Consider the following 15,640-nt stretch of genomic DNA (forward strand, 5'->3'; position numbering starts at 1 on the left):
CTCCTAGCCGATATTGGACAGCTTGAGCAGGTGGCGCAGGTCATCCAGCACATGCTTGCCGTTGACCTTGCCGTCGTAGCGCAGCACCAGGTTGCCGTGCGGGTCGACGATCCACAGCTGCGGGCCGGGCTCGACAACCTTCTGCTGATAACGTTGCGCATCCAGCGGGTAGCGCTGCAACTGCGGGTACTCGCGGCCAAGCAGTGCCTGATAGTCGGCGCTCAGCGGCTGGGCGGCGGCCAGCGCATGGCTGGCGCGGCTGGCATCACGCCCCAGCCCGACCTGAATCTGCCGAGCCAGGTACACCAGGCGCTGACAGTCTTCGGTGCAGGCCTGGGGTGCGCTGACCAGCAACTGCCAGCGATCGTCCTGCCCCCCCACGCCGAGATCGGCACGGCTTTCCCCATTGCCAATCATGGCGCCATGGTAGCTGCGGCCTTCCGGTACCCAGAATTTGAGTTTGTACATGCTGGTGGCCAGAACCATCGGCCCAAGCACCACCAGCAGGATCAGCAACAGCTGCAAACGCCCGCGGGCTCTGGGCTTGCTACGTTCAGGCACGTCCAGTGGAGTGGCGGTGGCCATGGCGTTTCTCCTTTGTTTGGTGCCAGCCGAAGTAGAGGTAGAGCAGAACCAGAGCGGTAGCCAGGGCAAACCACTGCACGGCGTAGCCCACGTGTTTTTCGGGGCTCATGGCCACAACCGGCCAGTCCAGGCGATAGCTCGCAGGGCCCGCCTCAAGGCGCAATTCCTGGGCGAAGCCTTCGCGATCAAGCTGTTGCCATAGCTGCGCGGCATCGATAGCGGTCAACAGATGCGGCCATTGCCCGCCGATGGGGTCCGGGTGCAGCTGGAAGGTGCTACCGGGCGCGACATACACAGAGGCATCCAGCGCCACGGCCTGGGCAGGGGTTTCGAAGTGCACCGGCACCCGGCGGTCCAGCCATGGCAGCCAGCCACGATTGATCAGCAACCACAGGCCGCTGGCTTGGTCGTGGAAGGGCTGCAGCAGCTCGACACCGGCTTTGCCGTCGCGCATGCGGTTGTCCAGCAGCACGCTGTGCTCGGCGTCGAAGCGGCCATACAGGTGCACGCGGCGGAAGGCGTTGTCTTCTTTCGAGAGGAGCTGGGAGGTGGCGATCGGCGCTTCAACCCGCCGTTCTGCATAGGTGGCCAGCAGCACGCGCTTTTCCTCGGCACGGCCGAGTTGCCAGCAACCAAGCGCAATCAGCCCCGGCAGCAATGCAAGCACCACCAGCGTCGGTACCCAGCCTGGGCGAAACGGCCTCACGGGCGCCTCGCTATACTTATCCACATCACCGCATCCCCCCGGAGTAACGCCATGCTCAAGGCCGCGATTGTCCTGATGCTGTTGGCCACGATTGCCAGCCTGTTCAGTGGCCTAGTGTTTCTGGTCAAGGATGATGAAAACTCGACCCGTCTGCTCAAGGCCCTGACCGTACGGGTGACCCTGGCAGCCTTGACCATAGGCCTGGTCGCCTGGGGCTTGATCAGCGGTCAGCTGGTCTCCCACGCCCCTTTCTGAAGCGCTCACCCGCCCCTACAGGGTTTTCGTATTCACAACACATAGACAAAGATGAACAACCCCACCCACACCACATCGACGAAGTGCCAGTACCAACTGGCTGCCTCGAAGCCGAAGTGTTTTTCCGGGTTGAAATGCCCGCGTAGAATGCGCACGAACATCACAATCAGAATGATCGTGCCCAATGTCACGTGGGCGCCGTGAAACCCGGTAAGCATGAAAAACGTCGCACCGTAGATCCCTGAACCCAGTGTCAGCCCCAGCTTGGTATAGGCCTCGTGGTACTCGAAGGCCTGCAGTGCGATAAAGCTGATGCCCAGGACAATGGTCAGCGCCATCCAGAATTTCAGCGGGCCGCGGTGGTCACGGCGCAAGGCGTGGTGGGCAATGGTGATTGTCACACTGGAACTGACCAGCAGGATGGTGTTGATCAGCGGCAGGTGCCACGGGTCGATCACTTCCTTGGGGGGTGGGAACAGCTTGGGATCGGGGGTGTGCAGTAGCGGCCAGGTGAATTCGAACGTTGGCCACAGCATGTGCGCAACACCTTTGGCCCCTTCGCCTCCCAGCCACGGCCCCGCCAGTACGCGGACATAGAACAGCGCGCCGAAGAACGCCAGGAAGAACATCACTTCAGAGAAGATGAACCAGCTCATGCCCCAGCGGAACGAGCGATCCAGCTGCGGGCTGTACAACCCGGCGCGGCTCTCCTTGACCACTGACCCAAACCAGCCGAACAGCATGTAGGCCAGAAACAACGCACCCACGAAGAAGATCAGCGGCCCGTGCGAATCCGGGTGGCCCGCCTTCATGTCGTTGAACCAGGTGCCCAGGCCGAATACCGTGATGAACATGCCGATGGTGGCGATGATCGGCCATTTGCTCTGCGCCGGAACGTAGTAGTGCTCATGACTTGCCATTGCTGTTCTCCTTCCCTTAACGGGCGCCCTGGACGTCCTGCGCCGCAACGTGCGCGACCGGCGGGTGGCGAGCGGTGATGTCGAACAAGGTGTAGGCCAGTGTCAGGTGCTTCACGCTGGCCGGCAGGTCGCGGTCGACGATGAAGCGCACCGGCATCTCGATGCGTTCGCCGGGCTGCAGCACCTGCTGGGTAAAGCAGAAGCACTCGGTCTTGTGGAAGTAGGCCGCGGCCTCGGCCGGGGTAATGCTGGGTATTGCCTGCGCACTCATCGGCCGGTCGGTCGGGTTGTGGGCAATGAAGATCATCTGGTTCACCGCCCCCGGGTTGACCTCCAGCTGGTCGGCAGTGGAGTAGAAGTCCCAGACCATGTCGCTGGCATTGGTCGACATGAACTGCACCCGCACAGCACGCGTCGGGTCACTGACCTGGCTACCTTCGTATTGGCCGCCGGTCTTGCCGTTGATACCGAACGCTTTGCACATGACGTCGTAGATCGGCACCAGCGCGAAGCCGAAGGCGAACATCACCACCGTCAGCATCAACAGGCGCGTTACCAGGCGTTTCACCGACAGGCCGTTCATGGCGGGTTCCTATTTCACTTCCGGGGGTGTCTGGAAGGTGTGGTAGGGCGCAGGCGAGGGTATCGACCACTCAAGGCCCTCGGCGCCATCCCAGGGTTTGGCCGGTGCCGGCGCGCCACCGCGGATGCACTTGATGACAATGAACAGGAAGAAGATCTGCGTGGCGCCGAACATGAACGCGCCGATCGACGACACCATGTTGAAATCGGCGAACTGCAGGTTGTAGTCGGGGATGCGCCGTGGCATGCCGGCCAAGCCTACGAAGTGCATGGGGAAGAAGGCCATGTTCATGCCGATGAACGACAGCCAGAAGTGCAGTTTGCCGAGGGTTTCGTCGTACATGTGGCCGGTCCATTTCGGCAGCCAGTAGTAGGCCGAGGCAAAGATGCCGAAAATTGCACCAGGCACCAGTACGTAATGGAAATGCGCCACCACGAAGTAAGTGTCGTGGTACTGGAAGTCCGCCGGGGCGATCGCCAGCATCAACCCGGAGAAACCACCGATGGTGAACAGGATGACAAAGGCGATGGCGAACAGCATCGGCGTTTCGAAGGTGAGCGAACCTTCCCACATGGTGCTGACCCAGTTGAATACCTTCACCCCGGTGGGCACGGCAATCAGCATGGTGGCATACATGAAGAACAACTCGCCGACCACCGGGATGCCGACCACGAACATATGGTGGGCCCAGACGATGAATGACAGGAAGGCAATGGCGCCGGTGGCATACACCATCGAGGTATAACCGAACAGCGGCTTGCGCGAGAACGCCGGGATGATCGAGCTGACCGCACCGAAGGCGGGCAGGATCATGATGTAAACCTCAGGGTGACCGAAGAACCAGAACACATGCTGGAACAGCACCGGGTCACCGCCACCTGCGGCACTGAAAAAGCTGGTACCGAAGTGGATATCCATCAGCATCATGGTTACCACGCCGGCCAGTACTGGCATCACCGCAATCAGCAGGAACGCGGTAATCAGCCAGGTCCAGACGAACAGCGGCATTTTCATCAGCGTCATGCCGGGGGCACGCAGGTTGAGGATGGTGGCAATCACGTTGATCGCCCCCATGATCGAGCTGATACCCATCAGGTGGATGGCGAAGATGAAGAAGGTGACACTGGCTGGCGCATAGGTGGTGGAAAGCGGTGCGTAGAACGTCCAGCCAAAGTTCGGCCCTCCGCCCGGGCTGAACAGCGTCGAGACCAGCAGCAGGAAGGCCGCCGGCAGCAGCCAGAAGCTGAAGTTGTTCATCCGTGGCAGGGCCATGTCAGGCGCGCCGATCATCAGCGGAATCATCCAGTTGGCCAGACCGACGAAGGCCGGCATCACCGCGCCAAACACCATGATCAGGCCATGCATGGTGGTCATCTGGTTGAAGAACGCCGGCTCCACGATCTGCAAACCCGGCTGGAACAGCTCAGCGCGGATCACCATGGCAAACGAGCCACCGAGCAGGAACATGATGAAACTGAACCACAGGTACATCGTGCCGATGTCTTTATGGTTGGTGGTCAGCACCCAGCGCATCAGGCCCTTGGCCGGGCCGTGCGCATGGTCATGGCCGTGGGCGTGGTCGTCGATCACTGCACTCATGTCCTGTCTCCTGCAATCCATTGATTGCCGCGAGTAACCCGGTTCACTTGGCTTCTGCCTGCTTCAGCGCCAGCACGTCCTTCGGCGTCACCATGTCGCCTTTGTTGTTGCCCCAGGCATTGCGCTCGTAGGTGACCACAGCAGCGATGTCGACTTCCGACAGCTGCTTGCCGAAAGCGGCCATGGCTGTGCCGGGCTTGCCATGGAAGACAATGCTCAGGTGGCCTTCCTTCGGCCCGGTGGCAATCTTCGAGCCTTTGAGCGCCGGGAACATTGGCGGCAGGCCCTGGCCTTCGGCCTGGTGACAGGCCACGCAGGTGGTGTGGTAGACCTTGTCGCCTCGCGCCACCAGCTCTTCCAGGGTCCATTCCTTGCTGGTCAGCTCCTTGAGCTTGGCGGCTTCAGCCTTGCGCTCGCCAAGCCAGGTGTCGTAATCGGCCTTGGACTTGACCTCGACCACCACCGGCATGAAGCCGTGGTCTTTGCCGCACAGCTCGGTACACTGGCCGCGGTAGATGCCTGGCTTTTCGATCCGGGTCCAGGCTTCGTTGACAAAGCCTGGGATGGCGTCGCGCTTGACCGCGAAGGCTGGCACCCACCAGGAGTGGATCACGTCGGCAGCAGTGACCAGAAAGCGCACTTTCGCGCCCACCGGCAGCACCAGCGGCTGGTCGACTTCCAGCAGGTAATGCTCATCCTTGGGCGCCTTGTTGTGGATCTGGTCGGTGGGGGTGGCCAGATTGCTGAAGAACTCCACGTCCTGGCCCAGGTACTTGTAGTGCCATTTCCACTGGTACCCCGTGACCTGGATGTCGATGTCCGAATCGCTGGCATCGTAGATGTCGATCAGCGTCTTGGTGGCCGGGATGGCCATGGCCACCAGGATCAGGAAGGGAACTACCGTCCAGAGGATTTCCACCCAGGTGTGCTCGTGGAAATGCGCAGCCTGCTGGCCGGTGGAGCGGCGGTGGATGACCATTGACCAGAACATCGCGCCAAACACCACGATGCCAATGATCACGCAGATCCAGAAGATGGTCATGTGCAGGTCGAAGACGGCGTTGGAGACTTCCGTCGCCCCTGGGTGCATGTTCACGGTCCAGGCGGCGTTTGCCTGGCCAAAAACCGACCACAACAGGAGGCCCATCCAGACATGTGGATGTCGCATCATTGCGGGTTCCCCTTCTAATTCTTGTTGTCCCGGAGGCGTGGCCTGCGGCAAGAGGGAACGGCGGTCAAGACTGCATGGCTTCGACGACCGAGCCCCTGCTAAAAGCAGTCGGGCCTCATCAACGAATCACGTTCACCGGGAGTATAGACAGCGACCAATGGCACGCAATGAAGCCTGTGAAATGAACTTCATGAAATGGCCGAATGGCCGGAAAACCGCGTGCTTGACAGGGCATGGCGTAATAATGGCACGTCGATATGCCTGATAGCGCACACGTTTGCGAGGCTTATAACAAATACGTCTTAGGTATTCTGTATACCGAGCTAATTTAGTGTCTTCCGTTTGAAACGTAATGTCCCTGGAGTTGTCATGAACATCGCTGCTGTACGCGAGCAGGTAAGCCAAGCCCATCAACATGAAGGCCAGACCGGCCAATTGAAACAGCGTCTCGAGCTGCAACTGCCCCACCTGCACCCCTCGATCCAACTGCCTGAGCAGGACGCCCAGGGTACTTTGGCGCGCTTCGTCAGCGCCTACATCGATCAGGTTCCGGAATTGCTGGAGGCCGCCCACGAGGTCGCCCGCGAAGCCGGGATCGAATCGCAGATCAAACCTGTACTGAAAATTGCCGAAGCCTACTTCCTGCAGCCGCCCAGCGTGATGCAAGGGCATGTAGGCCTGGACTGCCTTCTGGATGAAGCGTACCTGGCGCACCGCCTGGTGGAAGAGGTGAATGACTTGTACATTCGCCACTTCCAGCAGCCGTTGATCCCGGTCGACACCACGGTCGCCAACCTGATTGCCCACCAGTTGATTGGCGAAAGCTTTGCCAACCAGCTGGATGAAGTGGTGCACCACTCGGTCGACGAAATGCTCAACGACGAGAGCTTTGCGGTTGAATCGGTGGAGGCTTATCGAGAGAAGCTGAGCAGCCCGGCAACTGGCGCGGCGTGGAAGCGCTGGCCGTGCCTGTCGCGCCAACTGGGTGTCGAGCTGGGTCAGCCGGCCTGATAGACCTGTAACGGCCTAGGTGCATCGGTGGTTCGGCGCAGGCCGTCGTAGGAGCGGGTTCACCCGCGAAAGGGCCGGCCCTGCTGGCCTATCTCCACCCGCCGATCACCGTTTCCGCCGCTACCGTATTCGCGGGTAAACCCGCTCCTACGCACATGCATCGGTGGTTCGCCACAGGCCGTCGTAGGAGCGGGTTCACCCGCGAAAGGGCCGGCCCTGCTGGCCTATCTCCACCCGCCGATCACCGTTGCCGCCGTTACCGTATTCGCGGGTAAACCCGCTCCTACGCACATGCATCGGTGGTTCGCCACAGGCCATCGTAGGAGCGGGTTCACCCGCGAAAGGGCCGGCCCTGCTGGCCAATCTCCACCCGCCGATCACCGTTGCCGCCGCTACCGTATTCGCGGGTAAACCCGCTCCTACGCCCCAACCCCCGCCGTAGTCCGCAACCGCCCCTCGATCCGACGCTTCAGGCGCCGCTGCTCTATCAGCAACCGTGACCCATTGGCAGAATTGCTGCGGCTCCAGTCCTCCAGCAACTCAAGGCACGAGTGGTCGATATAGCTCAAGTTCCCCAGCGGCACATGCAGCGTGGTGCCCGCCGGTACGGTATCCAGCACCTGGGTCAGCGCCGGCACCTTCAGAAAGGTCGCCGCGCCACTGAGGCGCAGTTCCATGTGCCCATCCTTGGCCAGGCTCACCAGGTTGATCTTCAGCCGCGCCGCCTTGAACGCCAGCTTCAGCAAGGTCAGGGCAAAGCCCAGCAGCACACCGGTCAGCAGGTCGGTAAAGATGATCGCCAGCGCAGTCGCCGCGTAGGTGAACATCGGCATGCGCCCATAACGGCCCAGCCCGCGAAACGCCTTGAAGTCGACCAGTTTGACCCCGGTAAACACCAACACCCCCGCCAAGCTCGCCACCGGGATCTGCTGCAGCACGCTGCTCAGCGCCACCACGAAGGCCAGCAACCACAAGCCATGGAAGATTGCCGAGGCCCGGGTTTGCGCCCCGGCCTGGACGTTGGCCGAGCTGCGCACGATTACCCCGGTCATCGGCAGGGCACCCAGCACCCCGCACAGCATGTTGCCGATGCCCTGAGCCGACAGTTCGCGGTCGAAGTCCGAGCGCTGGCCGCTGTGCATGCGGTCCACTGCTGCGGCCGACAGCAAGGTTTCGGCGCTGGCAATGAACGCCAGGGCAAAAGCGGCGACCAACAGGGCAGGGTCGGCCAGCTGCATCAGGTCCGCCGGACGAAGCCAGTCGATGGCCTCGGACAGGTCGGCCGGGACTTGCACGCGGTTCACCGGCAAGGCCAGCCACAGGCTGATAGCGGTCATGCTGGCCACGCCGAGTAATGCACCCGGCACGAAACGCAGCCGCTGCGGCCGCAAGCGCTCCCAGCCCCACATGATGGCGATGGTCCCCAGGCCCAGCGCACCGGCCATCCAGCCGGCGCCGGTGCTCTCCTGTGGCAGGGCTGCCGACAACGTTGCCGGGAACGCCAGCAGGTTCTGCAGGCCCGACGGTTGCGGCGCGGTATCGAACATCACATGCACCTGCGAAAGCACGATCAACACGCCAATCCCGGCGAGCATGCCGTAAACCACCGCCGGCGCGGTCACGCGGAACCAGCAGCCCAGGCGCAAGCGACCGGCCAGCAACTGCAACAGGCCGGCCAGCAACAGGATTGGCCCGAGCATGGCCATGCCGTGCTGGCGTACCAGCTCGAACACCAGTACCGCCAGACCGGCAGCGGGGCCGCTGACCTGTAGCGGCGACCCAGCAAGGAAACCGACGACAATGCCGCCGATAATCCCAGTAATCAGGCCTTTTGCCGGCGGCATGCCAGAAGCGATCGCAATGCCCATGCACAACGGCAGGGCCACCAGGAAGACCACCACCGACGCCAGCAACTCACGCGGCAGGGCCGCTTTCAACTGTGTAATGTTCACCGTGTTTCTCCTTTCTCTAGTCGCACGGCCATTCCCCTGGCCGTGGGCACGTTTGCCCCTGACAAGCGCGCAGGCGCGGGCCGCCAGCGAGCACGCCGGCAGGGCAGTCAGGGAATTCAAGGCAGCCGAATGCCGTGCCACACCCCTGCAGGGTGCAGCCGGCTATCAAGGTTCTAGCGGCGGACGGGTCGCTTAGTAGCGGCCTCTCGGAGTGGCGCAGGGAACGGGTTCACCCGCGGCCAAGGGCAGGAAGCTGTCGCTGGCGGCGTCGTAGGCTTCGATCTTGCTGGTCTCGATGTCGTACACCCAACCATGAATGAACAGCTCACCGGCTGCCAGGCGCGAAGCCACCGAAGGATGGGTGCGCAAGTGATGCAGCTGGGCGATGACGTTCTCTTTGGTCAGCACTTGCATCGTCTCGTGTTCGCTGCCGCAGGAGCAGTTGTTCTCGACCACGGTGCGAGCCACTTCAGCGTGGCGCAACCAGGCGCCAACGGTAGGCATCTTGGTCAGCGACTGCGGGTTGAGTACCGCACGCATGGCGCCACAGTCAGAGTGGCCACAGATGATGATGTGGTGAACTTTAAGCGCCATTACGGCGTACTCGATGGCGCTGGAAACGCCGCCGTTCATCTGGCCATAAGGCGGTACCACGTTACCCACGTTACGGGTCACGAACAGGTCGCCTGGCGAGCTCTGGGTGATCAGCTCGGGAACAATGCGCGAATCGGCACAGGTGATGAACATGGCGCGTGGTGTTTGCGCGGTGGCGAGCTTCTTGAACAGCTCTTGCTGATCGGGGAAAACATCATGGTGAAAGCGCAGGAAGCCGTCGACGATGTGCTTAAGGGCAGCATCGGCGCTTTCCGCGGGGACCTGCGGTACGACCTTGGATGGGTCCTTGACGGGCATGATTCATCCTCTTGACGGTGTGTAGGTAAATCCATTTTACCGGTGAAAGATTCAGGCTATGCAGGGTTTTAGATGACACGCACGGGCCATAGATCACAGTCGCTGTGGACTTATTACCTACGCTAGCGGGGAAAACTTAACTGAAACTTAATTCGAAGGCTCTAGAACGGGCGTTCCAGATGAAAAAGGCGGGAACTGGATAATAGCAAAAAAACATCAGCTGCCAATATGTATTAGCGCAATTATTGGTTGTTATTAGTTGCATTGTGAGCAATGCGCAGCCCCCTGTGGGGTGGGTTCATGTCAGAACAGCGCCATCTGCCCACCCGGCGGGCAGAACGCCGAGCAATCCAGCGCCTGCGCCTCGCGCCCTTCGAAGTCCAGCCGTTTCATTGCCTTGGCAAAGCGCTGCGCCAGCAACTCGGCAAACACCCCTTCACCACGCATGCGCACACCGAACCGGCTGTCATACAGCTCGCCACCACGGCTCTGGCGGATCAGGCTCAACACATGCGCTGCCCGCTGCGGGTAATGATCCTGCAACCACTGCTCAAACAACGGCGCCACCTCCAGCGGCAGGCGCAGCATCATGTACGCCGCACTTTGCGCACCGGCCTCCTTCGCCGCCTCCAACAGGCGTTCCAGCTCACTGTCGTTGATCATCGGAATCATCGGCGAACACAAAACACCCACCGGTACGCCCGCTTCACGCAATACCCGGATGGCCCTCAACCTCGCACCGGGTGAGGCCGCTCGGGGTTCGAGCACGCGCTTGAGGCCGTCGTCCAGCGTGGTCAGGCTGATCATCACTCGTGCCAGGCGCTGGCGGGCCATCTCGGCCAGCAGGTCAAGGTCGCGCAGCACCAGTGAACCCTTGGTGACAATGGTCACCGGGTGACGAAAACGCAGTAACACTTCGAGCAAGCGCCGGGTCAGTAACTGTTCCCGCTCAATCGGCTGGTACGGGTCGGTGTTGGAGCCCAGATTGATCGGCGCGCACACGTAGCCCGGTTTGCTCAATTGCTGTGCCAGCACCTCGGCGGCGTTGGTCTTGGCAATCAGTTTGGTCTCGAAATCCAGACCGGGAGAAAGGTCCCAGTAGGCGTGTGAGGGGCGGGCGTAGCAGTAGATACAGCCATGTTCGCAGCCACGGTAGGGGTTGATGGAGCGATCGAAAGGGAGGTCGGGTGAAGTGTTGCGGCTGATCACCGACTTGGCTGTCTCGATCCGCACCTCGGTACCCTGGGTTTGCGGCACTTCCTGGTACCAGCCATCATCTTCCGCCACCGAATGACCAGGGGCAAAGCGGTTGTGTGGGTTGTGCGCCGTGCCACGGCCCTTTTGCGGTGCTGGAGGAATCATGGCTCACCTGAATACTGTATTCATATACAGTATCGCGCATGCCGGGATCTTTCCAGCACCTCTGGTCTGACTACTTCAGGCCATGCCAGCTGAGATACGCTGCCTGGCTCGATTGCCGCCCGAGAAACGCCTCGATGCCTTCACGCAATGGGCGCGATGCCCCTGGGGCGAACAGTGCTTCCTGCAGTGCCCGCCCCGTGGCTCCGTTCAACAGGCCCTCGGCTTCGAAGCGGGTGAACACATCGAAGGCATGCACATCCGACCACAGATAGGCGTAGTAACCCGCATCGTAGCCGTTCACAAGGTGGTCGAAGGCATGCGCCGGATGTTCAAAGTCAGCGAGTGGCCAGTAACCGCAACGCGCGCGGGCATCACCCAGTCGCTGTTCAAAGGTCCTGCCATCGTTTGGTGTGCCATGCAGGTCCATGTCGAACAGCGCCAGGCACAGATCACCCGCGATCTCCTCCACGCCCTGCTGCCGTAGCTGCCGCAGGCACTCATCAGCTTGCTCGCGGGATAGTTGGTGGCCGTCGTGCGTGCGCGCCGAGATCGCCACCAGGTAGTCCGCGTCCCAGACCCAACGTTCGAACAGCTTGCCGAACAACTCCACACCATCGGTGCCCAGCTCGGTCACATTGGACATGACGTGGTTCGTCGTACGTACCAGCAGGTGGTGCAGGGCATGGCCGAATTCATGGAACAGCTTGCGCAGTGACAAATGATCGAGCAACGGCTGCGAACCTGACAGCGCTTGCGGCACATCACTGAACACCACCACCGAGGCTGCCTGGCAGATACCCTCTGCATCGACCCGGCGATTCCTTACATAGGTGGTGAACACCGCGTCTGGCTGCTTGCCTGCGTGTTGCACGGCATCCAGATACAGAAAGCCAATGAAAGCGCTGTCCTGCCACACCTCGAACGGCTGCACGCTGTCATCCCAGACAGGCAGCGCTTTGGGCTGCAGCACTGCACCAAACAACGTCTGCGCCAATTGCTGCAACGCACTGACAACGGTATTCAGCGGGAAATAATCGCGCAGCGCTTCGGCAGGAAACTCGCTGCGCGAAGCACACCGCAGGTACTCGAAATCCCAGGGTTGGGGTTTGCCCAGGCCCTGCTCGGCAGCCCAACACTCCACCTGCGAACGCCACCGCAACATGGCAGGTCGCACATGATCGGCCAGATCGTGGAGAAAGCCGCGCACCTGGGCTACCGAACCCGCACTCTTCACCTGCAGGCTCTGCTCCAGATGGCCGGAATAACCGAGCAGGAGGGCCTTCTCCTCAAGCAATTGCGCCTGTTGCTGCAGATACATGCGGTTGTCCTGTTGCCGATCATGGCTGACGCCACGGGCGTGAAAAGCCCGGTACACACGCTCACGGAGCTGGCGGTTGGCAGCATGTTTGAGCACCTCACGCGTAGTCACCGTGTCACACGCAATCAACCACCCCTGCTTACCTGCTTGCTGTGCGCTTGCAGCCAATTCGTCACGTACCCGCTGTGGGATGCCGCTCAACTCCGCTTCATCGGTGATGTTCAACCCAGGCCGGTCGATGTTGCTGCGGAACGCCTCGCGTGCAGTGCCAATCTGCGTTTGAAGGTCTGCCAGATGCGCTTTGCCTGCGGTGTCGAGTAACGCCCCGCTAGCGGCGAACTTGTCCAGGTGCCAACGCAAAGTGGCACGCTTCCCGACATCCAGTTGCTTGCCGATGTCACTGCCGGCCAAGCGTGCATACAGATCATGCAAAACCGTGTTGGCGAATTTTTGCTCGAAGCGCGCCGTCACTTTCCCGTAGAAATCAATGATGGCGTTGGCCCACGTCGTATCCCGGCCGACCAGTGGTGAGGCGGCATACAACACTGCCAGCAGCCGGCTATCCAGCCCATCCAACGCCAGCACCATGTCATCCCAGGTGGGCATGGCCCGCTGGTCCAGGATGATGCGTTCGACACCTTGCTCGTGCGCCAACAGCACGTCAGCGAACGCCGCCTGCATGTTTTCGAGGGTGATGGAAGAGTAATCGACGGGGATATGGCTATCTTGCAGAAGAGGGTTGGCCATGGTGCATCACCTTGCTGATAGAAATGAGCAAGAGAGCTTGCATGGCCCGCGTGCGCCAGGTGGCCTGACTATCTAACACCTGTCCATGCCTGCCCGGGCATTGCACCCGGGCGGCATGACAGGATTACTCAGCCGGCTTTTTCAGCTTCGGATTTGGGAAGAACTGCACGGTCTGCACCTTGGCCGGCGCCGCTTTCGGCGCCAGGTGGTTGACCCGGGTGCCGAGTTCCTTCGGCACCGACAAGCCCTGCTCGTTGAGGGTGTCGGTAAAGCCGCAAGCCACGCACTCGCGGTGCGGTACGCCGCCTTCGTTCCACATCATCAGCTTGTCGGGCTCGCTGCACGCCGGGCACACGGCACCGGCAATGAAGCGCTTCTTGGTCTTGTTCAAAGCTACCTCACTCATGCTGCAGCGTCCTCGGTGAGACCACTGTGGCGCAGCAATGCATCGATGGAAGGCTCACGGCCACGGAAGTCGACGAACAGCTCCATCGGCTCGCGCGAACCACCACGGGCCAGGATCGCCTCGCGGAAGGCGCGGCCGGTCTCGGCGTTCAGCACGCCTTCTTCCTCGAAGCGCGAGAAGGCGTCAGCCGACAGCACTTCGGCCCACTTGTAGCTGTAGTAGCCCGCCGCGTAACCGCCCGCGAAAATGTGCGCAAAGCTGTTGGGGAAGCGGTTGTAAGCCGGCGGGCGCATGACCGACACCTCGTCACGCACACCTTCGAGCACCTGCAATACGCTGCGGCCGTCGCCATGGCTGGCGTGCAGCTCGAAATCGAACAGCGAGAACTCCAGCTGGCGCACCATCATCATGCCCGACTGGAAGTTTTTCGCGGCCAGCATCTTGTCCAGCAGGTCCTGGGGCAGGGCGGCGCCGGTTTCGTAGTGACCAGAAATCAGTGCCAGGCCTTCCGGCTCCCAGCACCAGTTTTCCATGAACTGGCTTGGCAGCTCGACCGCATCCCAGGCCACGCCGTTGATGCCGGACACGCCGGCATGCTCGATGCGGGTCAGCATGTGGTGCAGGCCGTGACCGAATTCGTGGAACAGGGTGGTGACTTCATCATGGGTCAGCAAGGCGGGCTTGCCGGGCGCGGCCGGGGTGAAGTTGCACACCAGGTTGGCCACCGGGCTCTGCAGCTGGCCGCCGGCAGTGCGGCGACGGTCACGGGCGCCGTCCATCCAGGCGCCGCCACGCTTGTTGGCGCGGGCGTACAGGTCGAAGAAGAAACGGCCAACGTGCTGACCATTTTCCTTGATCTCGAACAGGCGTACGTCCGGGTGCCAGCTGTCGAAGCCCTTCAGCTCGGCGATTTCGATGCCATACAGGCGCTGCACGATGCTGAACAGGCCGCCCAGCACCTTGTCGATCGGGAAGTAGGCGCGCAGGGCTTCCTGCGACACACTGTAGCGCTGCTCGCGCAGCTTCTCGCCAAAGTAGCCGGCGTCCCAGCTGGCCAGCTCGGGGCAGCCTTGTTCGGCAGCGTAGGCCTTGAGCTGTTGCAGGTCCTGGGCGGCGAACGGCTTGGAACGCTTGGCCAAGTCACGCAGGAAGCTCAGCACCTGGTCGCTGGACTCGGCCATCTTGGTGGCCAGGCTCAGCTCGGCGTAGTTCTTGTAGCCCAGCAGTTCGGCCAGCTCCTGGCGCAGGTCGAGGATTTCGCGCATCACCGGGCCATTGTCGAACTGGCCGGCATTCGGGCCCTGGTCGGAGGCGCGGGTGCAGTAGGCGGCGTAAAGCTCTTCGCGCAGGGCGCGGTCACTGGCGTAGGTCATCACCGCGTAGTAGCTGGGGAATTCAAGGGTGATCAACCAGCCGTCCAGGCCCTTGGCCTGGGCTGCAGCGGCCATCTGCGCCTTGGCCGAATCGGTCAGGCCGGCCAGCGCAGCTTCGTCGGTAACATGCTTGGTCCATGCCTGGGTGGCGTCGAGCAGCTGATTGGAGAAACGGCTGCCCAGCTCGCTGAGCTTGCTCTGCACTTCGGCGTAACGCTGCTGCTTGTCCGCCGGCAGGTCGATACCCGACAGGCGGAAGTCACGCAGGGCGTGCTCGAGGATAGTCTTTTGCGCCACGTCGAAGCCGGCAGCCTCAGGGCTGTTGATCAGCGCCTGGTAGGCTTCGAACAGCGCGCGGTTCTGGCCCAGTTCGGTAGAGTAGGCACTCAGGGCTGGCAGGCAAGACTCGTAAGCCTCGCGCAGCTCGGCGCTGTTGCACACCGCATTGAGGTGGCTGACCGGGCTCCAGGCGGCGCCCAGGCGGTCGTTCAGTTCGTCCATGGCCAGCACCAGGCCGGCCCATGTAGGGTTCTTGCCCTGCTTTTCGAGGATCTCGGCAATGGCTTTACGGTTGTCGGCCAGGATCGCTTCGATCGCCGGCAACACGTGTTCGGCACGAATTTGCGAGAAGGGCGGCAGATCGTGGGATTGCAGAAGCGGGTTGTTCGCAGTCACGGTTTGGATACCTTGGCAGAAGAAACACTGCCCCATCTTAATTACAATCGACGCCGACCGCAGCA

The 15,640-nt window shown here is 61.6% G+C and carries 14 protein-coding genes; 2 read left to right on the forward strand and 12 right to left on the reverse strand.

What is annotated here, in order from left to right; translation table 11 throughout:
- Positions 1–3 precede the first annotated feature (3 nt).
- Positions 4–585, reverse strand: a complete 582-nt coding sequence (locus V6093_RS17425; protein WP_108078497.1) for a hypothetical protein — start codon at positions 583–585, stop codon at positions 4–6.
- Complete coding sequence (locus tag V6093_RS17430; protein ID WP_108078496.1) at positions 554–1,291, reverse strand: SURF1 family protein; 738 nt, start codon at positions 1,289–1,291, stop codon at positions 554–556. Before V6093_RS17430 ends, V6093_RS17425 begins: the two co-directional genes overlap by 32 nt.
- A gap of 51 nt (positions 1,292–1,342) precedes the next feature.
- On the opposite strand from V6093_RS17430, the gene V6093_RS17435 reads away from it, so the two are divergent.
- On the forward strand, positions 1,343–1,546 hold the full coding sequence (locus V6093_RS17435; protein WP_003253030.1) for a twin transmembrane helix small protein: 204 nt from the start codon (positions 1,343–1,345) through the stop codon (positions 1,544–1,546).
- Positions 1,547–1,578: 32 nt separating this feature from the next.
- On the opposite strand, the gene V6093_RS17440 is transcribed toward V6093_RS17435, so the two are convergent.
- Genes V6093_RS17440 through coxB form a run of 4 tightly spaced genes read right to left on the reverse strand, consistent with a single transcriptional unit; the run spans position 1,579 to position 5,819 of the window.
- Entirely contained in the window at positions 1,579–2,466 is an 888-nt protein-coding gene (locus V6093_RS17440; RefSeq protein ID WP_003253033.1) for a cytochrome c oxidase subunit 3, read from the reverse strand.
- Between the two features lie 16 nt (positions 2,467–2,482).
- Entirely contained in the window at positions 2,483–3,049 is a 567-nt protein-coding gene (locus tag V6093_RS17445; protein ID WP_003253035.1) for a cytochrome c oxidase assembly protein, read from the reverse strand.
- A gap of 9 nt (positions 3,050–3,058) precedes the next feature.
- Entirely contained in the window at positions 3,059–4,648 is a 1,590-nt protein-coding gene (gene ctaD, locus V6093_RS17450) for a cytochrome c oxidase subunit I (protein ID WP_003253037.1), read from the reverse strand.
- A 43-nt stretch (positions 4,649–4,691) separates the two neighbouring features.
- Positions 4,692–5,819, reverse strand: coding sequence for a cytochrome c oxidase subunit II (coxB, locus tag V6093_RS17455; protein ID WP_003253039.1), 1,128 nt, complete (start codon positions 5,817–5,819; stop codon positions 4,692–4,694).
- 369 nt (positions 5,820–6,188) lie between these two features.
- Here coxB and V6093_RS17460 point away from each other — a divergent pair, with 369 nt between their 5' ends.
- Positions 6,189–6,830 (forward strand): hypothetical protein, encoded by a 642-nt coding sequence (locus V6093_RS17460; RefSeq protein WP_014861534.1) that lies wholly within the window; start codon positions 6,189–6,191, stop codon positions 6,828–6,830.
- A 419-nt stretch (positions 6,831–7,249) separates the two neighbouring features.
- Here V6093_RS17460 and V6093_RS17465 read toward each other — a convergent pair whose 3' ends face one another.
- The 6 genes from V6093_RS17465 to prlC all read right to left on the reverse strand — a co-directional run bounded on the left by V6093_RS17465 (position 7,250) and on the right by prlC (position 15,575).
- Positions 7,250–8,782, reverse strand: a complete 1,533-nt coding sequence (locus tag V6093_RS17465) for a SulP family inorganic anion transporter (RefSeq protein WP_004575261.1) — start codon at positions 8,780–8,782, stop codon at positions 7,250–7,252.
- A gap of 192 nt (positions 8,783–8,974) precedes the next feature.
- Positions 8,975–9,694, reverse strand: coding sequence for a carbonic anhydrase (locus V6093_RS17470; protein ID WP_003253046.1), 720 nt, complete (start codon positions 9,692–9,694; stop codon positions 8,975–8,977).
- 303 nt (positions 9,695–9,997) lie between these two features.
- Positions 9,998–11,056, reverse strand: a complete 1,059-nt coding sequence (locus tag V6093_RS17475) for a PA0069 family radical SAM protein (RefSeq protein ID WP_003253048.1) — start codon at positions 11,054–11,056, stop codon at positions 9,998–10,000.
- A gap of 70 nt (positions 11,057–11,126) precedes the next feature.
- On the reverse strand, positions 11,127–13,121 hold the full coding sequence (locus tag V6093_RS17480; protein WP_406669568.1) for a M3 family metallopeptidase: 1,995 nt from the start codon (positions 13,119–13,121) through the stop codon (positions 11,127–11,129).
- A 124-nt stretch (positions 13,122–13,245) separates the two neighbouring features.
- The gene (locus V6093_RS17485; protein WP_047603777.1) at positions 13,246–13,527 is read right to left on the reverse strand and encodes a YheV family putative zinc ribbon protein; all 282 of its coding nucleotides are present in this window, start codon (positions 13,525–13,527) and stop codon (positions 13,246–13,248) included.
- Positions 13,524–15,575, reverse strand: a complete 2,052-nt coding sequence (gene prlC / locus V6093_RS17490; protein WP_003253055.1) for an oligopeptidase A — start codon at positions 15,573–15,575, stop codon at positions 13,524–13,526. Before prlC ends, V6093_RS17485 begins: the two co-directional genes overlap by 4 nt.
- Between the last annotated feature and the right edge of the window lie 65 nt (positions 15,576–15,640).

This window comes from Pseudomonas putida group bacterium ESBL64 (assembly GCF_045277175.1).
Lineage (GTDB): Bacteria > Pseudomonadota > Gammaproteobacteria > Pseudomonadales > Pseudomonadaceae > Aquipseudomonas > Aquipseudomonas alloputida.